Source organism: Mesorhizobium ciceri WSM4083, from assembly GCF_000519305.1.
In the GTDB taxonomy this organism is placed as follows: domain Bacteria; phylum Pseudomonadota; class Alphaproteobacteria; order Rhizobiales; family Rhizobiaceae; genus Mesorhizobium; species Mesorhizobium ciceri_B.
In genome coordinates, this window is record NZ_JAFG01000005.1 from 416,625 (window position 1) to 436,213 (window position 19,589).

18 protein-coding genes are annotated in these 19,589 nt (G+C 62.5%); 9 read left to right on the plus strand and 9 right to left on the minus strand.

Annotation, left to right across the window (positions count from 1 at the left end):
• Positions 1–155: 155 nt before the first annotated feature.
• The 3 genes from glmU to MESCI2_RS0111850 all read right to left on the minus strand — a co-directional run bounded on the left by glmU (position 156) and on the right by MESCI2_RS0111850 (position 2,914).
• A complete protein-coding gene (glmU, locus tag MESCI2_RS0111840) occupies positions 156–1,514 on the minus strand; it encodes a bifunctional UDP-N-acetylglucosamine diphosphorylase/glucosamine-1-phosphate N-acetyltransferase GlmU (RefSeq protein ID WP_027036786.1) in 1,359 nt (452 codons plus the stop codon).
• Positions 1,515–1,646: 132 nt separating this feature from the next.
• Positions 1,647–2,084 (minus strand): hypothetical protein, encoded by a 438-nt coding sequence (locus MESCI2_RS0111845; protein ID WP_027036787.1) that lies wholly within the window; start codon positions 2,082–2,084, stop codon positions 1,647–1,649.
• 83 nt (positions 2,085–2,167) lie between these two features.
• Positions 2,168–2,914, minus strand: a complete 747-nt coding sequence (locus tag MESCI2_RS0111850) for a cytochrome c biogenesis CcdA family protein (protein WP_027036788.1) — start codon at positions 2,912–2,914, stop codon at positions 2,168–2,170.
• A 186-nt stretch (positions 2,915–3,100) separates the two neighbouring features.
• Here MESCI2_RS0111850 and MESCI2_RS0111855 point away from each other — a divergent pair, with 186 nt between their 5' ends.
• The 9 genes from MESCI2_RS0111855 (at position 3,101) to MESCI2_RS1000000136735 (ending at position 12,978) form a co-directional block, all read left to right on the plus strand.
• On the plus strand, positions 3,101–3,478 hold the full coding sequence (locus MESCI2_RS0111855; protein ID WP_027036789.1) for a COG4315 family predicted lipoprotein: 378 nt from the start codon (positions 3,101–3,103) through the stop codon (positions 3,476–3,478).
• Positions 3,479–3,837: 359 nt separating this feature from the next.
• On the plus strand, positions 3,838–6,474 hold the full coding sequence (gene topA / locus MESCI2_RS0111860; RefSeq protein WP_027036790.1) for a type I DNA topoisomerase: 2,637 nt from the start codon (positions 3,838–3,840) through the stop codon (positions 6,472–6,474).
• Between the two features lie 6 nt (positions 6,475–6,480).
• Positions 6,481–8,787, plus strand: coding sequence for a ribonuclease R (gene rnr, locus MESCI2_RS0111865; protein ID WP_027036791.1), 2,307 nt, complete (start codon positions 6,481–6,483; stop codon positions 8,785–8,787).
• Positions 8,788–8,798: 11 nt separating this feature from the next.
• Positions 8,799–9,233, plus strand: coding sequence for a DUF983 domain-containing protein (locus MESCI2_RS0111870; RefSeq protein WP_027036792.1), 435 nt, complete (start codon positions 8,799–8,801; stop codon positions 9,231–9,233).
• A gap of 86 nt (positions 9,234–9,319) precedes the next feature.
• On the plus strand, positions 9,320–10,060 hold the full coding sequence (locus tag MESCI2_RS0111875) for an NUDIX hydrolase (RefSeq protein WP_027036793.1): 741 nt from the start codon (positions 9,320–9,322) through the stop codon (positions 10,058–10,060).
• Positions 10,061–10,114: 54 nt separating this feature from the next.
• Entirely contained in the window at positions 10,115–11,293 is a 1,179-nt protein-coding gene (locus tag MESCI2_RS0111880) for an MFS transporter (RefSeq protein ID WP_023810543.1), read from the plus strand.
• Between the two features lie 111 nt (positions 11,294–11,404).
• A complete protein-coding gene (locus MESCI2_RS0111885; protein ID WP_027036794.1) occupies positions 11,405–11,863 on the plus strand; it encodes a hypothetical protein in 459 nt (152 codons plus the stop codon).
• A 153-nt stretch (positions 11,864–12,016) separates the two neighbouring features.
• The gene (gene rpmG / locus MESCI2_RS0111890) at positions 12,017–12,184 is read left to right on the plus strand and encodes a 50S ribosomal protein L33 (protein ID WP_006201775.1); all 168 of its coding nucleotides are present in this window, start codon (positions 12,017–12,019) and stop codon (positions 12,182–12,184) included.
• A gap of 584 nt (positions 12,185–12,768) precedes the next feature.
• Complete coding sequence (locus MESCI2_RS1000000136735; protein ID WP_081738698.1) at positions 12,769–12,978, plus strand: hypothetical protein; 210 nt, start codon at positions 12,769–12,771, stop codon at positions 12,976–12,978.
• A 316-nt stretch (positions 12,979–13,294) separates the two neighbouring features.
• On the opposite strand, the gene MESCI2_RS0111900 is transcribed toward MESCI2_RS1000000136735, so the two are convergent.
• The 6 genes from MESCI2_RS0111900 to MESCI2_RS0111925 form a co-directional block, all read right to left on the minus strand.
• Complete coding sequence (locus tag MESCI2_RS0111900; protein ID WP_027036796.1) at positions 13,295–14,356, minus strand: ABC transporter ATP-binding protein; 1,062 nt, start codon at positions 14,354–14,356, stop codon at positions 13,295–13,297.
• 4 nt (positions 14,357–14,360) lie between these two features.
• Positions 14,361–15,209, minus strand: a complete 849-nt coding sequence (locus MESCI2_RS0111905) for a carbohydrate ABC transporter permease (RefSeq protein WP_027036797.1) — start codon at positions 15,207–15,209, stop codon at positions 14,361–14,363.
• Positions 15,209–16,132 (minus strand): carbohydrate ABC transporter permease, encoded by a 924-nt coding sequence (locus tag MESCI2_RS0111910; RefSeq protein WP_027036798.1) that lies wholly within the window; start codon positions 16,130–16,132, stop codon positions 15,209–15,211. The genes MESCI2_RS0111905 and MESCI2_RS0111910 overlap by 1 nt, the downstream gene beginning before the upstream one ends.
• A 214-nt stretch (positions 16,133–16,346) precedes the next feature.
• The gene (locus tag MESCI2_RS0111915) at positions 16,347–17,624 is read right to left on the minus strand and encodes an ABC transporter substrate-binding protein (protein WP_027036799.1); all 1,278 of its coding nucleotides are present in this window, start codon (positions 17,622–17,624) and stop codon (positions 16,347–16,349) included.
• A gap of 29 nt (positions 17,625–17,653) precedes the next feature.
• Entirely contained in the window at positions 17,654–18,841 is a 1,188-nt protein-coding gene (locus MESCI2_RS0111920; RefSeq protein ID WP_027036800.1) for a PLP-dependent transferase, read from the minus strand.
• A complete protein-coding gene (locus MESCI2_RS0111925; RefSeq protein ID WP_027036801.1) occupies positions 18,838–19,572 on the minus strand; it encodes a FadR/GntR family transcriptional regulator in 735 nt (244 codons plus the stop codon). The genes MESCI2_RS0111920 and MESCI2_RS0111925 overlap by 4 nt, the downstream gene beginning before the upstream one ends.
• Positions 19,573–19,589: the final 17 nt, after the last annotated feature.

Sequence of the window (19,589 nt, forward strand, 5' to 3'; positions counted from 1 at the left end):
ATGGAAAACCAGCGCTATTTAGGGATGGCCGGCCCGCCGCGAAAGTCACATTGCATTTCGTCCCGTGTAATGGAACGCTTCTTGCTCGCATGCACCATGACAGACCGCTCTTGCCATCCGGTTACTGCAATCGTTCGGTTTTGTGCGGGCCGGTCTTACTTTTTCTTCGCCGCCGCCGCCGAAGCAAAGCGCTCGCGCAACTCCTTGCCCTTGCCTGGAATCGTCTTCTGGCGGGCGCGGCCGAAGGCCAGCGCGTCGTCGGGCACGCTTTCGGTGATCACGCTGCCCGAGGCGATGTAGCCGCCCTTGCCGATGGTGACAGGCGCCACCAGCGACGAATTCGAACCGACAAAGGCGCCCTCGCCGATATCGGTGAAGAATTTCGAATAGCCGTCATAATTGCAGGTGATGGTGCCGGCGCCGATATTGGCGCCTGCGCCGACGCGGGCATCGCCGATATAGGTCAAATGGTTGACCTTCGCGCCCTCTTCGATAACAGCTTGCTTGACCTCGCAGAAATTGCCGACCTTTGCCTTGTTCCGGAGATCCGCACCCGGCCGCAGCCGCGCGTAGGGCCCGACATCGCAATTCGACGCGATGGTGGCGCCTTCGATATGGCTGAAGGCATGGATCTTGGCGCCCGTGGCGATCTTCACGCCCGGACCGAACCAGACATTGGGCTCGACGATCGTATCAGTGCCAATTTCGGTGTCGTGCGAGAAATACACCGTCTCCGGCGCGATCAGCGTCACGCCCGACAGCATCGCTTCGTGCCGCCGGCGCGCCTGCCAGATGCCCTCGGCCTGCGCCAGTTCGGCGCGGTTGTTGATGCCGAGCGCGCTTTCGAAGCTGGCTTCGGTGGCGACGACATCGAGGCCCTGCCCACTGGCGATCTCGACAATGTCGGTGAGATAATACTCGCCCTTGGCGTTCTTGTTGCCGACCTGATCGAGCAGCGTCAGAGCGTGGGCGCCGGCCACCGCCATCATGCCGGCATTGCAGAAGCCGATCTTCCTCTCCTCCTCGGAGCAGTCCTTCTCCTCGCGGATGGCGATCAGCTTGCCGTCCTTTTCGATCAACCGGCCATAACCGGCGGGACTGGGAGGACGGAAGCCGATGACCACGACGGCAGCACCTTCAGCCAGTTTCAGCCGCGCTACTGTCAGCGCATCGGCGTCGATCAGCGGCGTGTCGCCAAACATCACGAGAATATCGTCATAACCCTTTGATATCGCTTCGCGCGCGGCCAGCACGGCATGCGCGGTGCCGAGGCGCTTGTCCTGCACGAAGGTCTCGGCCTTCGGAGCGAATTTCGCCGCGGCCTTGCGCATCTCTTCCGCGCCATGGCCAATCACCAGCGCCTGACTGCCGGCGCCCGCGGCTTCGGCCGCCTTCACCACATGGGCCACCATCGGCAGCCCGGCAATCTGGTGCAACACCTTCGGCAGCGCACTCTTCATGCGTGTGCCTTCGCCGGCGGCGAGGATGACGGACAGGCAGGATCTCTGGCTCATGGAAGGGACAACCATATGAAAAGGGATCAGGAATCGAAGATAGGTAGCATCTGGCGCCATGCTGCACCAATGCGGTTAAATTCCGGTGAGGCGACGGGCTGAAGACTTCCGATCTCAGGAAATCGGCGGCTCTCACATCAGGCCGTGTTTCCTGAATTCAGCCTGTTCGTCGCCAGCGATCCAGCCAAACACCTTCAGATCGCCATCGCGTTGTTCGACCAGATAGTTGATCGCGAAATCGATGGTCACAGGACTCCCGTCCTTCCGCTCATAGTCACCGGACCAGTTCACCTCAGCCACGCAATGGTCCTGATTGATTGGCATCACCGAGACATCGACAAAGGTCATCCTCCTGGTGCCGATGGCACGATAGGCCTCAAAACCCTTTTTCATGATGTCCTTCAACTGCTGGCCATTCTCGCCAACCATGACCGCTGCCGGCGTCACGGAGACAAAGCCGGTTGAATACATGTCGCCAACGTCGTCCAGATCAGCGTTTCCGGCGATCGCATCGTTGTAGATCTTCTCGTAGGTCTTGAAGAACTTTTGCACGTCTGCCTTGGCTACCATTCTCGCCTCCCGGCTCGAAAAAGCGTCAGTTGATGGTCTGACGCTGCAACGCGGGCTCCCATGCATCGTTCCGCCGAGGCGACCTACCCCAAGCGCCCCAGAACCGGGAAATTCTCCAGCAGCCAATAAGACACGGTCTGCACGCCACCGGTGAGGAAAAACACGCCGGCGACCACCAGCAGCGCGCCTATTGCTTTTTCGACCCGGCCGAGATGAACGCGGAATTTGCCGAGGAAGCGCATGAAGGCGCCGGAAAACAGCGCTGCGATCAGGAACGGGATACCCAGCCCGAGCGAATAGGCGGCGAGCAGCAGCGCGCCCTCGCCCACCGTTTCGCGGCCGCCCGCCAGCGTCAGGATCGGTCCCAGCACCGGGCCGATACAGGGCGTCCAGCCGAAAGCGAAGGCCAGCCCCATGACATAGGCCGCGACCGCGCTTGCCGGCTTGCCCTGCGACTGGAACCGCGCCTCGCGCGACAAAAGCGGAATGCGCAGGATGCCGAGGAAATTCAGGCCCATGAGGATGATCAGCACGCCGGCGCCCATCGCCAGCGGCTCCTGCCAGATACGCAGCATCCGGCCGATGGTCGAAGCGCCGGCGCCAAGCGCGACAAAGACGGTCGAGAAGCCGAGCACGAAGGCAATCGAGGAATAAAGCAGCGCGCCGCGTGCGCCTTCACGCGCTGTCGCACCCGCATTGCCACGGAAATCGTCGACCGAGACGCCGGCCATATAGCAGAGATAGGGCGGCACCAGCGGCAGCACGCAAGGCGACAGGAACGAGATCGCTCCCGCCCCGACCGCGCTGACATAGCCGATGTCCAATGCCATTTCCAGGAACTCCAATGCCGTGCCGCCCATATAGCGACGCGCAGCCTTGTCCACCAATCACCATTGTGTTGGCAAGATCATGCTTGCCCGGAAGAACTGAGAGGGAAGAAACGGCAGCCCCTGTGCGTTGACACAGGGAGGCCGCGATTTCCCGCGCGTCTCCAGATACCAGTCAGGGAGATTTCCATGAAAACCATAACCGCAGGACTGGCAGCGCTTCTGCTCAGCACCGCCGCATCCTTCGCCGCCGACGCGTGGAAGGAAGCCGAGGTCAATGGCACCAAGATCTACACCGATGCCAACGGCATGACGCTTTATACCTATGACAAGGACGAGAAGGGCAAGACCAATTGCTACGACAAATGCGCCACCAACTGGCCGCCGCTGAAGGCCGAAGCCGGCGCCAAGGCGGACAACGAATGGACCGTCGTCGACCGCACCGACGGCACCAAGATGTGGGCCTATGACGGCAAGCCGGTCTACACCTTCATCAAGGACAAGAAGCCCGGCGATGTGACCGGCGACGGCGTCGGCGAGGTCTGGCACATCGTCAAGGCCGACTAAGCACGCCAATCCCGCTGCTGGCGGGACAAGGGTTGGTCGCCGGGCATCTCCATGCAGCCGGCGGCCAGCATCGACCAGCCTGTTTTAATGTCGCCCGTTCCTGTTCGGGCAGCATTTCAGCGACTCGGCGGAAAAATGAATCGGGTTGTTTCCGCTGACTCAGGACCACCATCTCCCTTTCCCGAAATTCTGTGATTTTCTCCATACACTCTAAGAGTGTATTGCTGCGGACAGCCCCGCAATTTGGGCGCTTCCCCTTGACCGGATGCAAAAGCGCGGCCATGTGAGCGACAAATAGAACGAGATTTCGTCGCGCGCAGCGGAATTCTTCTGCCGCACCACAGCTGATATGAGACCTCATGGACGTCGTCGTCGTCGAATCGCCGGCCAAGGCGAAGACAATCAACAAATACCTCGGCAAGAACTACAAGGTTCTGGCCTCGTTCGGCCATATCAGGGATTTGCCGGCCAAGGATGGCTCGGTGCGTCCGGATGAGGATTTCGCCATGTCCTGGGCGGTCGACACCGCCTCTGGCAAGCGCCTCGCCGACATCGCCAAGGCGGTCAAGGACGCCGACGGCCTGATCCTCGCCACCGATCCGGATCGCGAAGGCGAAGCCATTTCCTGGCATGTGCTGGAAGTGCTGAAGCAGAAGCGCGCGCTGAAGGACAAGCCGGTCAGCCGCGTCGTCTTCAACGCCATCACCAAATCGTCGGTGCTGGAGGCGATGGCCAATCCGCGCCAGATCGATGCGCCGCTGGTCGATGCCTATCTCGCCCGCCGGGCGCTGGATTATCTCGTCGGCTTCACGTTGTCGCCGGTGCTGTGGCGCAAGCTGCCGGGCGCCCGCTCGGCCGGCCGCGTCCAGTCGGTTGCGCTGCGCCTGGTCTGCGACCGCGAATCCGAGATCGAGCGCTTCATCCGTGAGGAATACTGGCAGATCGCCGCTCTGCTGGGCACGCCGCGCAATGACAATTTCGAAGCGCGGCTGACCGCCTTCGATCGCAAGAAGCTGCAAAAGCTAGACATTTCCAACAAGGCGCAGGCCGACGACATCAAGTCGATGCTCGAAGGCGCGACCTTCAAGGCGGTGTCGGTGGAAGCCAAGCCGACCAAGCGCAATCCCGGCCCGCCCTTCACCACTTCGACGCTGCAGCAGGCCGCCTCGTCGGGCCTCGGCTTCTCGGCCAGCCGCACCATGCAGGTGGCGCAACGGCTCTATGAAGGCATGGAGATCGGCGGCGAGACCACCGGTCTGATCACCTATATGCGAACCGACGGCGTGCAGATGGCACCCGAGGCGATCGACGCCGCACGCGATGCCATTGCCAAGGAATTCGGTCCGAAATACCTGCCGGAAAAGCCGCGCCAATATACAGCCAAGGCCAAGAACGCCCAGGAAGCGCACGAAGCGATCCGCCCGACGGATTTCATGCGCACCCCGGCATCGGTCAGGCAATATCTCGATTCCGACCAGATGCGGCTTTATGAGCTGATCTGGAAGCGCGCCATCGCCAGCCAGATGCAGTCGGCCGAGATCGAACGCACCACCGCCGAGATCGAGGCAGTCAACGGATCGCGCACCGCGGAGCTGCGTGCCATCGGTTCGGTCGTTCGCTTCGACGGTTTCATCGCCGCCTACACCGACCAGAAGGACGACGATGCGGAAGACGAGGAAAATCGTCGCCTGCCCGAAATCCGCGCCGGCGAGCAGCTAGCGCGCCAGGCGATCAACGCCACCCAGCACACCACCGAGCCGCCGCCGCGCTATTCCGAAGCGTCGCTGATCAAGAAGCTGGAAGAGCTCGGCATCGGCCGGCCTTCCACCTACACGGCGATCCTGAAGACGCTCGAAGACCGCGACTATGTCACCATCGACAAGCGCCGGCTGGTGCCGCAGGCCAAGGGCCGGCTGCTGTCCGCCTTCCTCGAAAGCTTCTTCAAACGCTATGTCGAATACGACTTCACAGCATCTCTGGAAGAGAAGCTCGACGAGATCTCGGACGGCAAGCTCGCCTGGAAGGACGTGCTGCGCGATTTCTGGAAGGATTTTTCCGGCGCCGTCGCCGATATCAAGGAACTGCGCGTCACCGATGTGCTCGACGCGCTGAATGAAGAGCTGGCGCCGCTGGTGTTCCCGACGCGAGAGGACGGCTCCAATCCTCGCATCTGCCCGAAATGCGGCACCGGCAATCTGTCGCTGAAGCTCGGCAAGTTCGGCGCCTTTGTCGGCTGCTCGAACTATCCCGAATGCTCCTTCACCCGCCAGCTCGGCGACGCCGCCAACCCGAATGGCGAGAATGGCGGCGGCGAGGACGGCACCAAGGTCATCGGCAAGGATCCTTACACGTCAGAGGAAATCACGCTGCGCAGCGGCCGCTTCGGCCCCTATCTGCAGCGTGGCGACGGCAAGGAAGCCAAGCGCTCCAGCCTGCCCAAGGGCTGGACGGCAGAGTCGATCGACCATGAGAAGGCGCTGGCGCTGCTGTCATTGCCGCGCGATGTCGGCCAGCATCCGGAAACCGCCAAGATGATCTCAGCCGGGCTCGGCCGCTACGGCCCGTTCGTGCTGCATGACGGCACCTATGCCAATCTCGAAAGCATCGAGGACGTGTTCTCGATCGGCCTCAACCGCGCCGTGTCGGTGATCGCCGAGAAGCAGCTGAAGGGCAAGGGCGGCCGCAATGGCGGCACGGCCGCAGCGCTGAAGGAGCTTGGCGACCATCCCGATGGCGGCGGCAAGATCGTCGTGCGCGACGGCAAATACGGGCCATACGTGAATTTCGGCAAGGTCAACGCCACTCTGCCCAAGGGCAGGGATCCGCAGTCGGTGACGATCGAGGATGCGCTGGCGTTGATTGCCGAGAAGGAAGCCAAGGGCGGCGGCGGCAAGAAGCCGTTCCGAAAGGCAGCCGCGGCCAAGACCCCTGCGACCAAGAAAGCGGCAGCCAAGAAGCCGGCTGCGAAGAAGCCGGCCGCGAAGAAAAAAGGATAGGACAGCGTGGCGCGCAAGATCACCGGCAGAACCCACGGCGATCCGCGCAACGCCGACACCAGGGCCAAGGTCAATGACGACTATCGGCCGTCGCGTGACGAAATCCTGCGCTACATCGCCGAAAATCCCGATCGCGCCGGCAAACGCGACATCGCCAAGGCGTTCGCGCTGCGCGGCGACGACCGCATCTGGCTGAAGGACATTTTGCGCGACCTGCAGGACGAAGGCGTCCTGACCAAGGAGCGCAAGCAACTGGCCCGCGTCGGCGCCCTGCCCCATGTCGCCGTGCTCGACATTTTTGGCCGCGACGGCGATGGCATTTTGCTGGCGCACCCGGCCGAGGCCGTGGGAACGGGCGAACCGCCCGTCGTCTCGATCCGCGTGTCGCGTGGCGGCAACGGCCCGGCGCCGGGCATCGGCGACCGCGTGCTGGCCAAGACCTTTCCGACCAACGAGGCGACCGGCCCCGCCTACACCGGGCGGGTGATGAAGATTTTCGAGAAGCGCACCGATGCCGTGCTCGGCGTCTTTCGCATCTTGCAGGACGGCACCTTCCGCATCGAGCCGGTGGAACGGCGCCAGCCCGAACTGATCGTCGACAAGGAATTCCAGAACGGCGCCAAGAACGGTGACCTGGTGGAGGTCGAGCCGGCGCGGGCTTCCCGCTATGGGCTGCCGAGGGCCAAGGTGCTCAACGTGCTGGGCTCTCTGACCAGCGAAAAGGCGGTCTCGATGATCGCCATCCACGCACACGACATTCCGCACATCTTTCCAGCCGACGTCATCGCAGAATCCGAAGCGGTCAAACCGGCGACGCTGGACCACCGCGAGGATTGGCGCGACCTGCCGTTGATCACCATCGATCCGGCCGACGCCAAGGATCATGACGACGCCGTCTTCGCCACGCCGGATCTCGACGAGAAGAACCCCGGCGGCGTGGTTGCCACCGTCGCCATCGCCGACGTCGCCGCCTATGTGCGCTACGGCACGGCGCTCGACCGCGAAGCGCTGAAGCGCGGCAATTCGGTCTATTTCCCGGATCGTGTCGTGCCGATGCTGCCCGAGCGCATCTCCAACGATCTCTGCTCGCTGCGCGAGGGTCAGGACCGTCCGGCATTGGCAGTGCGCATGATCTTTTCGGCCGAGGGCCGCAAGCTCAGGCACTCCTTCCATCGCGTCATGATGAAGTCGGCGGCAAAGCTCGCCTACCAACAGGCTCAGGCGGCGATCGACGGCGCGCCGGACGACAAGACAGGCCCAATCCTCGAAACGGTGCTGAAGCCACTGTGGGACGCCTATGCGATCCTGAAGCGCGGCCGCGATGGCCGTCAGCCGCTCGAACTCGATCTGCCGGAGCGCAAGATCGTGCTCAAGCCGGACGGCACCGTCGATCGCGTCATCGTGCCGGAGCGGCTCGATGCCCACAAGCTCATCGAAGAATTCATGATCCAGGCCAATGTCGCCGCGGCCGAAACGCTCGAGGCGAAGAAGCAGGAACTGGTCTACCGCGTCCATGACGCGCCATCGCTGGCCAAGCAGGAATCGCTGCGCGAGTTCCTGCAGACATTGGGCCTGTCACTTGCGCGCGGCGCGCAGATGCAGCCAAGCCAGTTCAACGGCATTTTGGAGCGCGTGCGCGGCGCCGACAATGAAGGCCTGGTCAACGAAGTGGTTCTGCGCTCGCAGAGCCAGGCCGAATATTCGCCAAAGAACATCGGCCATTTCGGTCTCAACCTCCGCCGCTACGCCCATTTCACCTCGCCGATCCGCCGCTATGCCGATTTGATCGTGCATCGCGGACTTATTGCCGCACTGGGCCTGGGTCCGGGCGGGCTGACGCAGGACGAAGCGGCACGGCTCGAAGATGTCGCCGTGCTGATCTCCGGCACGGAGCGCCGCGCAATGGCGGCCGAGCGGGACACGGTCGACCGTCTGATCGCCGCCTACCTTGCCGAACGCGTCGACGACCGGTTCGACGCCCGCATCTCCGGCGTCACCAAGTCAGGACTATTTGTCCAATTGCCGCAGTACGGCGCGGATGGTTTCATCCCGGTGTCAACTCTGGGCGGCGATTACTATATATACGACGAAACGGCCCGCTCCCTGTTCGGAGAACGTTCGGGCAAAGGTTATCAGCTCGCGGACCGTGTCGAGGTCCGGCTCATCGAGGTGGCGCCGATGGCCGGTGCGATGCGCTTCGAGATGTTGACCGACCCGAAGCCTTTGCCGGGCTCCAAGCGGTCGTTTCACAAGGCCAAGGGCCGCGCCCGCGCGTCGCAATCGCGACCGGGTTCGCGCGGCAGGAGACGATGATGACAACAGCCATGGAAGAACAGGTTTTCGGCGGAGAACATCACTCGGGCCGGGCCGCGCGTCCGCTGTGGACGGCGATGAAGCGCGGCCTGCTCGGCCGCTGCCCGCATTGCGGCGAAGGCAAGCTGTTTCGCGCTTTCACCAAGACCGTCGACACATGCAGCGTCTGCGGTGAGGAACTACATCATCACCGGGCCGACGACCTGCCCGCCTATCTCGTCATCGTCATCGTCGGCCACATCGTGCTGGGCGCCTTCATGGGCGTCGAGGCGACGTCGACTTTGTCCACATGGCAGCACATCGCCATCTGGGTGCCGCTGACCATCCTTTTGTCGGTTGCGTTGCTGCAGCCGGTCAAGGGTGCCGTCATCGGACTGCAATGGGCCTTCTATATGCACGGCTTCGGCGGCGAGCACGACGTGATCGAGCCGCATCCCGGAGCCTAGGCCGCGGCCAAGAATGCTGCCTGGCGCAACATACCGACCGTGAAAGGCCACTTTCGCTTGCCAGAAGTTTCCGCTAGGTCCTGCGCATGGACGGTATGACCAAGGCGGAAGTCGACAGGATCGAGCGGAGCATGATCGCTCATAGCGACCGGCCAATCCGCCCGCGCGACGCGGCAACCCTCATCCTACTCGACCGCAAGGACGATAAGGTGCTGGTTCTGATGGGTCGCCGCCATGCCGGCCACGCCTTCATGCCGGGGAAGTTTGTTTTTCCCGGCGGCCGCACCGATCCGGCCGACAGCCGCATACCGGTCGTCGCCCCCCTGCACCCGGAGCAGGAAGCCAGGCTGATCGCCGGGCCGGGACGCACAAGCGCCGCACGAGCCCGCGCCATCGCCCTGTCGGCCATCCGCGAAACCTATGAGGAAGCCGGGCTGCTGATCGGCCGCAAGGGTGCTTTCGCAACCCCCAGGTCCGACTGGCAGGGCTTTGCCGAACACGGCGTGCAACCCTCGCTGGACATGCTGCGCTTCGTCGCGCGCGCCATCACGCCGCCCAACCGGGTGCGCCGCTTCGACACCCGTTTTTTCAGCGCCTGGCGTGACGACGTCGCCGTCGAACTGCCCGGTGGCGGTCCCACCAACGAACTGGAAGAACTGGTCTGGCTGCCGCTTGCCAAGGCCAGGGAAGCCGACATACCCGACATCACCCGAATGATCCTGGACGAGCTGGAAAAGCGCCTCGCCCATGATCCATTGTTGCGTCCAGGCGGCCCCGTGCCCTTCTACCGGCTTGTCCGCAGCCGCTTCATCCGCGAACTTCTCTAGAGCACTTTCCCTAGGGAATTGCGTAAGATCAAACAGGCAGAGTATCAGCATCCCATGACGGTCGATACCCAACCACAGGGCGACGAACGCGTACACTGGCTGCCGATGGTGGCGGCGATCTCGTCGATCAGCGTCGTCGGCATCGCCATCGGCCTCGGCATGCCGCTGCTCAGCGTCATCCTCGAAACGCGCGGCCATTCGGCTTCGATGATCGGCCTCAACACCGCCGTTGCCGGCCTCGCCTCGATCGCCGGTGCGCCTCTGGCGACCCCGCTCGCCATGCGCTTCGGCGTTGCCTGGACCATGATCGCCATGATCGCCGCCGGCGCTCTGGCCTTTGTCGGCTTCCATTTCGCACCCGATTTCTGGATGTGGTTTCCACTGCGCATCGTGCTGCACATTGCGCTGACGGTGCTGTTCATCCTGTCCGAATTCTGGATCAGCACCTCGGCGCCGCCGCACCGGCGCGGCCTTGTCCTCGGCATCTACGCCACTGTCCTGTCGCTCGGCTTTGCCGCGGGACCGTGGCTGTTCGCCCATCTCGGCAGTTCCGGCTTCAGGCCGTTCGGCGTCATCATTGCGTTGGTGACGCTGGCGGCCATACCCGTGCTGGCAGCACGCAACGAGAGCCCTTCGATCGCCTCGGATGGCGAAACCAGCAATTTCCTACGCTACATCTGGCTGGTGCCGTCGGCGACCGCTGCCGTGCTGGTGTTCGGCGCGGTGGAAACCGGCGGCTTTGCGCTGTTCCCGATCTACGGCAGCCGAATCGGCTACTCCGAAGCCGATGCAGCCCTTCTGCTGACCATGATCGGCCTCGGCAATGTGTTGTTGCAGATCCCGATCGGCATGATCAGCGACCGCGTCAGCGATCGCCGCTACCTGCTGATTGCCTGCGCCACGGTCGGTCTTATCGGCACCGTCTTCATGCCCTTCTTCGCCCAGAATTGGCATTTGATGGCCGCGCTTCTGTTCGTCTGGGGCGGCGTCGTCGCTGCCATGTACACGATCGGCCTCGCCCATCTCGGATCGCAGCTTTCCGGCCATGAACTGGCGTCGGCCAACGCCGCCTTCGTGCTGTGCTACGGCGTCGGCATGGTGCTCGGCCCGCAGGCGATCGGCATCGGCATGGATGCGTTCGGCCCGTCCGGCTTCGGCTGGTCGCTCGGCCTGTTCTTCGCCGCCTATATCGCTTTGGTCGCCGTCAGGTTGGTTCGCAAGATCCTGCTGTAGCGCGACCGCGGCCTGCCATGCATTTGGCACGGCACGGTGACAGGCTGCTGACAGAACCGTGTCAGGAGCACAGGGCTAAAAGGGTGTCCCAAAACACTTGAGGACACTTCCATGATCGACAGCGGCTTTGAAACCACATCGCTACGCATGACACTGCTTCTGCTCGTGACCTTCCAGGCTCCGGCCGCCGACGTCGACCGCATCATGGATGCCGTGGTGGCGATTGCGCCGCTGGCCATGGGCAAATATGACCGCAATGCCTATCAGTCGGCGCACGGCATCGAACGCTACAGGCCGCTTGAGGGTGCGGCCGCCGGCGCCGAAACCGAATTGAGGCGGCGGCCCGGCACGGTCGAGGTTTCCTTCGAACTGCCGGACGATCAGGCGCTGGCCGCCCGTGTCGTCGAGGCGATTTTCCAGGCACATTCCTACCAGGAACCGGTGATCCGCATTCAGCCGATTCTCGCCAGCCGTTCCAAGGGACTGGACGACCGCGCCAATCCGAATCGCTGGTGGAACACGACCGGAGACTGGAAGAAGGTTGCGGTGTCAGTGACAGAAACCGCATGATTTCCGCTCACCAGCAGCCTCCGGCGGATCGCACCAGGCTTGCCGGGCTTGACTTTCCGGGCGCGTTCTTTATGTGTCGCGCCAAGTTTCCCGCGTCCGGGTGTTTCCCCGTGCTCCAGCGGCCAAAACCCCACGAACAAACGGACTGATATCATGGCCAAAGCCGCAAACATCAAGATCAAGCTTCTGTCGACCGCCGACACCGGTTTCTTCTACGTGACCAGCAAGAACAGCCGTACCAAGACCGACAAGCTGTCGTTCCGCAAGTACGACCCGGTCGCCAAGAAGCACGTCGAATTCAAGGAAACCAAGATCAAGTAATCTGGTTTCCCGCTGTAATGCCGAAACGCCGCCCAAGGGGCGGCGTTTTCGTTTGTAACCAGTTGATTTCGTTGCACCTGAGCAGAGACTCCAGCCAAAAGGATTGACCCTTCGCCATGGTTGCGGCACCCTTGGCCGTGGGTTGGGTGTCATGAACAAGGCGCCTATGGATGTCGAAGAAGGTGAAAGCTGCAATGATTGCAGCCCTTGTCGCTCTGGCTGCTGGCTTCGCCGTCAGCAACGGGCTGATAAGCCAGCAGACGGCCGATGAGATCAAGGCCAGGACTGACCAGGTTCTGACTGAGGAAGAGGCCGCACAGCCTGCACCTCAGCCTGACAGCCCCGCCCCGCCTTCCGCGGAACCCGCACCGCAGGCTCCGACCCCTCCCGCCGCGGCACCCCCGCAAGGATCCCAACAGGGTCAATGAAGAAGCCTCGCCAAGATGGGCTCCTCTCGTGCGGTCGCGCCAGCTTGAGTGTATCGTTTTAATACAATCGCCGATTGGTAGACTTGCACTACGGATAGGCAGTTAGTTTCAGCGTCAGGCAAAAAGGGGGGAAATGCCTCGCACTGGGAGAAAACGATGTCCATACAAAAAGGCGACTTTCGAACCAACAGAGCCGACTACGTGATTGCCGCGATGCATGGCGGAGTGACCGCCGAAGACAGCGTCCGGGACGAAAACCTGGCAAGAAGAAAGAAGTCCCTGTGGCTGAAGGAGCGGCGATCGGCCAAGTCGGCCGAAAACCCGTTGGACAGTTCGCCGCTGTCTAAAAGAAGCTCTCGCGGTTAGCGGTCTACAATCGCCTTCCGCGATCACACCATATCCGCACACAACCCACTTACCCATATTGCAAGTGCCGCCGTCGGTGTTGACTAGCTCCGATGGCGGCCTAGTTCGTGGCGAAATGACCTCCGTCCTTTTGCGAAGACGGCGGGACTAAAGTCTTGCGCTTTGCATCCAAAGGTCCCAGTGATCCTGTTAGGTTCCGGAAATGTCTCTTGGACGTTCCGCTATTTTATCCAATTGAAATGTAGCGTTACCGCGTATGTCCCGCCCGATAGCGGCGCCTGATCCGGCTACCCGCGTCCGCCCCGGCTGAGTCCCCTCAGCCGATGCGCTCACCGCTCTTCGGATCGAACAGATGCAGTTGGTCTGGTTCGGCCACCAACCGTACCACATCGCCGGGCTTCACGCCGGCACGGCCCATGGCAAAGACGCAAAGCTGCTGGCTGGCCAGCTTGACGTAGAACTGCGTCGAAAGCCCGAGCGGCTCGACCACCCCCACCTCGCCCTTCAACGCGCCGTCATCCGCCAACTTGATATGCTCGGGCCGCAGACCGACGGTGATGGCGTCACCGTCCGTCAGCGGCAGGCCTTCCGGCAGGCGCAGCACCTGGCCATCGGCCAGTACGGCCTCACCACCCTTGCGAACCATCGCCGGCAGGAAATTCATGCCAGGGGAACCGATGAAACCGGCGACGAACATGTTGGCCGGCCGATCATAGAGATCGAGCGGTGCGCCGACCTGCTGGATCAACCCGTCATGCATGACGACGATCCGGTCGGCCATGGTCATCGCCTCGATCTGATCGTGGGTGACATAAACCGATGTCGTCTTCAGCTGCTGGTGCAGCGCCTTGATCTCGGCGCGCATATGGACGCGCAGCTTGGCGTCGAGGTTCGACAGCGGTTCGTCGAACAGGAAGACCTTGGGATCCCGCACGATGGCACGGCCCATGGCGACGCGCTGGCGCTGGCCGCCGGACAATTGTCGCGGCAGGCGCTGCAGGAAGGTGTCGAGCCCGAGCCGCTTGGCGGCGCCGTCCACCCTGGCATCGATCGTCGCCTTCTGCGCCTTCTTCAGGAGCAGGCTGAACCCCATGTTCTTCGACACGTCCATATGCGGATAGAGAGCGTAGGACTGGAACACCATGGCGATGTCGCGGTCCTTGGGTGCTACGTCGTTGACCAGCCGCTCGCCGATGCGGATCTCACCGCCGGAAGCCTCCTCCAGCCCGGCGATCATGCGCAAGAGCGTGGACTTGCCGCAGCCTGACGGCCCAACCAGGACGACGAACTCGCCATCGGCGATTTCAAGGTCGACCGCGTGCAGGACGCGGACGGCGCCATAGTCCTTGCGGACCTTTTCGAGCGTAACAGAGGCCATCGATCTATCCTTTGACGGCGCCGGCGGTCAGGCCGGTGACGAGATAGCGTTGCAGGAAGGCGAAGAAGATACAGACCGGGATCAGCGCCAGGATGGACGCCGCCATCATCTGTCCCCAGTCGACGGCGAACTTGCCGATGAAGGTGAGCAAGCCGACGGCAAAGGTCTTTTGGTCGTCGCTGGAAATCAGCATCAGCGCGAACAGAAGCTCGCTCCAGGCGGCGGTGAAGACAAAGCCGAGGGTTGCGCCCATGCCCGGCAGCGTCAGCGGCACGATGACCTTGCGCATGGCCTGCGCGCGGGTGCAGCCGTCAATCATCGCCGCCTCCTCCAGATCCTTCGGAATGCCGTCGAAGAAGGACTGCATCAGGAAGGTGGCAAAGGCCGTGTTGAAGGCGGTGTAGATGATGATCAGCCCGGTCAGGCTGTTGATCAGGCCGATCTGACCCATCACGCGGTAGATCGGCGGAATGACCATCACCAGCGGAAAGGTCTGGGTCAAAAGCAGCATCAGCGCCAGGGCTGCCTTGCCGCGAAAGGTGAAGCGCGACATGGCATAACCGGCGAGCGTGGCGATGATCGTCACCAGTGCCGCCGTCGAGACCGAGACGATGACGCTGTTGAGGAAATAGCGCGGGAAATCGGTGGCCTCGAGCACGGTGACGAAGTTCTGCAGCGTCATATGCGACGGCCAGAAGGTGATGCCTTCGGAATAGAGAAGCCGCTCCGGCGTAACCGAGATCTTTAGCGTCCAATAGATCGGGAACAGGGCAAACAGCACGTAAGCCGCGATTGCCGCGTAGAGACCGATGCCGCCGAAGAAGCGCTGCGAGGTTGAACGTCCTGCGATCATCAGACGTGCCTCACCAGCGTGCGGCGGATGCCGATCAGCGCGATCGCATAGGCGATGAGCAGGACGAGCAGCAGCACGGCCACCGCCGAGGCATAGCCCTTGTCCAGCGACTTGAAGGCGCTGACATAGATGTAGACAGGCACCGTGTTGGTCGAACCGGCTGGTCCGCCCTCGGTCATGACGAAGATCAGGTCGGCGAAGGTGGCGATCCAGATGGTGCGCAACATGACGGTGATGGCGATGGTCGGCGCCAGGAACGGCAACGTCACCTTGGTGAAGCGCTGCCAGGGCGAAGCGCCGTCGATGGCGGCCGCCTCATGCAGTTCCGATGGAATGGATTTCAGCGCCGCCAAAAGCGTGATGGCGAAGAACGGAATGCCGAACCAGATATTGGCGATGATCGGCCCCCACATGGCGGTAGCGGGATCGGACAGCACATTGGTCGGCTCGGCCTTTAGCCCCAATGCAAACAGCCAGTGCGGCAACGGCCCGATGATCGGATTGAACAGCCAGGCCCAGGTCAGGCCTGACAGGAAGGACGGCACCGCCCAGGGCAGGAAGACCAGGGCTTGTACAGCCTTGCGGCCGCGAAACGGCTTGTCGAGCAACAGCGCCAGGCCAAGGCCGAGGAAAAACTGGAAGAAAAGGCTGGCGACCGTCCACCACAACGTGTTGACCAGCGCCTGCCCCAGCACCTGATCCGACAGCATCGCCTGATACTGCCCGAGCCCGACATATTCGGACTTGAACGCCGAGAACTTGCGGAAGGAGTAGCTGATGCCGATGACCAGCGGCACCAGCAGCACCACGACCAGCAGGATGATCGCCGGACTGAGATAGAGCCATGGCTCGATGGCGGCGTGGGATAGCCGCTTGCGACGCGGCTTGCCGGCGGATCGTATTTCGGACACGGCGTAGGTCATAGGCTGAGGATCGGCTCCCTGGAGCGGCGTCTGGAACAGCGTCCTTCTCCCCGTTCACGGGGAGAAGATGCCGGTCCACCCTCCGCAGCTGCTGCGGAGGACGGGCAGGCAGATGAAGGACAGCGCGAACCAATCGAGGCATAGCGCCGCCCCTCATCCGACCCTATCGGGCCACCTTCTCCCCGTAGAACGGGGAGAAGGAAAAAAGAGGCGCTTACTTCTTGTTTTTCGCCATCCAATCCTGCTGTTCCTTGGTCAGGAAGGCAGCCCATTGGTCGGCGACGTCCTTGGCCGTCTTCTGGCCAAGCAGCACTTCCTGAAAATTCTTGATCGCCACCTGGTCGACGAAATTGCCGAGGTTCTCCAGATGCGTCGGCGGGGTGACCATTTCATATTTGGAGCTGTCGCTGAGCTCCGTGAACCAGCCCTTGAACTGCTCCGTCTTGAAATGGGGATCCTGGTCGGCGCCGTTGTGGATCGGGACGACGCCGACTTCCTTGGCCCATTCCAGATTGTCCTTCGGCGACAGAAGCGTCGCCATCAGCTTCCAGGCGTCGTCCTTGTGCTGCGAGTTGGCAAACATCGCCCAGCCGGCATAGCCCAGCGTCGGATAGGATTTGCCGCTCGGCCCGACCGGCAAAGGCGCCACGGCGAAATCGTCGGCGCTCATCTTGTCGGCGATGCCGAGCAGCGCGTCCGGATCCTGGTTGAGCATGGCACAGGTGCCGGAATAGAAGCCGGTGACCGTTTCGTTGAAACCCCAGCTCACCGCATCCTTCGGCGCCAGTCCGTCCTTGTACATGTCGGCCAGCATCTGCAGGCCCTTGACCGAGCCTTCTTCGTTGATCGTCGAAGTGCCGTCCTCGTTGAAGTAGCCGCCCTTGCCGGCGGCGATGTTCATGAACATGTGCATGCCGTTGAAGGCGCCCGGCCCGCCGCGCAGGCAGTAGCCGTACTTCCCCGGGAGCGCGGAAATCTTCTTGGAATCGGCGATGAAATCGTCGAGCGTCGCCGGCGGGCCGTCGAGGCCGGCCTCCTTGAACAGTTTCTTGTTCCAGAACAGCGCGTTCACATAGTAGCCGTAAGGGATCATGAACTGGGTGTTGTTGACGGTCGAGCCGAACTGCTTGGCGCGGTCGCCCAGCGTCTTGGCGTCATCCCATTTGGCCATATAGGGGCCGAGATCCTCGAGCTGGGCATTGTTGGCATAGAGGCCCATCCAGCGTTCCGGCATTTCGACGATGTCGGGCGTATCGCCGGCCTGCACCATGGTCAGGAATTTCTCGAACGCCTGGCCCCAGGGCAGCGAGATAAGCTCGACCTTGATGCCCGGATTGGCGGTTTCGAATTCGGCGATCTGCTTCTTCAGGAATTCGGTGCGCGGCGGGCTGGTGATGACTTCGACCATTTTCAGGGTCGAGTCGGCCACGGCATTTCCGGCTGAAATCGCCAGCCCCGCAACGGTGGCCAGCATGACGGTCAGTTTTTTCATGTTCAAGACTCCCATTTTGAACCCGCTTGTTATTTTCTGGCTTTTTCGAAGGCCTGGGCCACGTCGGCCCACAGGTCTTCGACACTCTCCAATCCGACATTGAAGCGGATGGTTCGGGGGCTGACGCCGAAGCGCGCCATCGAATTCAGGCCCGGCGTCTGCTCCAGCGACGCCTTGGCCGGTACGACCAGGCTTTCATGCCCGCCCCAGCTGACGCCGATGCGGAAATATTTCAGCGCGTCGACGAAGACGGGGATGTCGATCTCGTCCGTCACCTCGAAGGAGAATAGACCGGCATAGCCGGCCAGCGTCGCCTTGCCCGGATGGTTCGAATAGACGGGGTGGTTGACCCGCTCGACATCGGCATGCGCCTTCAGCCGTTCGGCGATGGTGAGGCCGCTCTTCATGTGGTGCGGCAGGCGCAGCGGCAGCGTGCGCAGGCCGCGCAGCAACAGCCAGGCCTCGAATGGCGACAACTTGCCGCCGAGATAGGAATAGGTCTGCTCGTTGATGTGCCTGATATGAGCGGCCGAACCTGCGACGACGCCAGCGACGGTGTCGCTGTGGCCGCCAAGGTATTTCGAGGCCGAATGCAGCACCAGATCGACGCCATGCATGATCGGCTTCTGGAAGACCGGCGTCGCCCAGGAATTGTCGATGGTGGTGACGATGCCCTGCTCCTTGGCCAGCCGTGTCAGATGCACGATGTCCTGCAGCTCGAACATCATCGAGGTCGGGCTTTCCAGATACAGCAGCTTGGCGCCGGGAAGTGCCGCTGCCACCGCATCCGGGTCGGAGCCGTCGACATAGTCGACCTTGATGTTGAGCCGCGGCAACAGCCGCTCGAACAAACGGTAGGCATCGCCATAGCAATTGCGCACCGCCACGATGCGCTCGCCTGCCCCAACGAACGCAAGCACCGTGGCGCTGATCGCCGCCATGCCGCTGGAAAAGCCGCGCGCGGCTTCTGCGCCCTCAAGCGCTGCCACGCGCGCCTCGAACTCCATCACCGTGGGATTGTCGCCACGCGAATAGATCGGCTGCTTCCGTTTGCCGGCAAAGGTATCGGCCATCTCGGCATAGCTGGCGAAGGTGAACAGCGAGGTCTGGTAGATCGGCGGCACCACCGCACCGCCGGGGAACGGTTCGTCATGCGCCAAGAGTGTCGCCGCCTCGGCGAGATAGTCGTGATCGAAACCGGATGGATGCTCGTTCATGTCTGGCTCGAAAGTTTGAGTTTGGCGGCACCGCGCTTGAGATCGTCCTCGACGGTGGCGATCAGCTTGAGCGCCTCGGCGCGAGCGCCCTGCGGGTCGCGCGCGGCAATGCATTCGTAGATGGTGCGATGGTAAGGAAAGCTGGCGTGGCCGAAATCGCGCACGCCGAGCGGATGCTCCCAGAAGCGGTGGAACAATTCGTACATGGCGGCGATGATCTGCTCGAACAGCGGATTACCCGAGGCCCGGTAGATCGCCTGGTGGAACTCCCAATCCTCTTCCGAGGACATGCCGTCGCGCGTGCGGAACGCCTGCTCCATGATGTCGAGCTTGCGCGCGATTTCGGCGATATCTGCCTGGCTGGCGCGTTCGGCGCAAAGAGCTGCGGCCTCCGCCTCCAGCGCGCGGCGGATCTCCATCGTCTGCATCAGGCTGGTGAAATCATTGCCGCCGGCCAGCGTCAGCGGCATGTGCAGCATATCGTGTGAGACAGCCGCCTTGAGATAGGTGCCGCTGCCCTGCCGGCGCTCGACGAGGCCGAGCCCTTCCCAGCGTGTCAGCGCCTCGCGCACGGTGTTGCGGCTGACCTTCAGCCGCTCGGCCAGAATGCGCTCGGTTGGAAGCCGCTCGCCCGGCTGCAAGGCTTCGGCGCGAACAAATCCCACCAACGCCTTCAACACGGCGTCGTCGCGCGCCGTGGTCTGAATGGGTGGCAGGCTGTTCTGGTCCACATTTCCTCCAAGTGGTC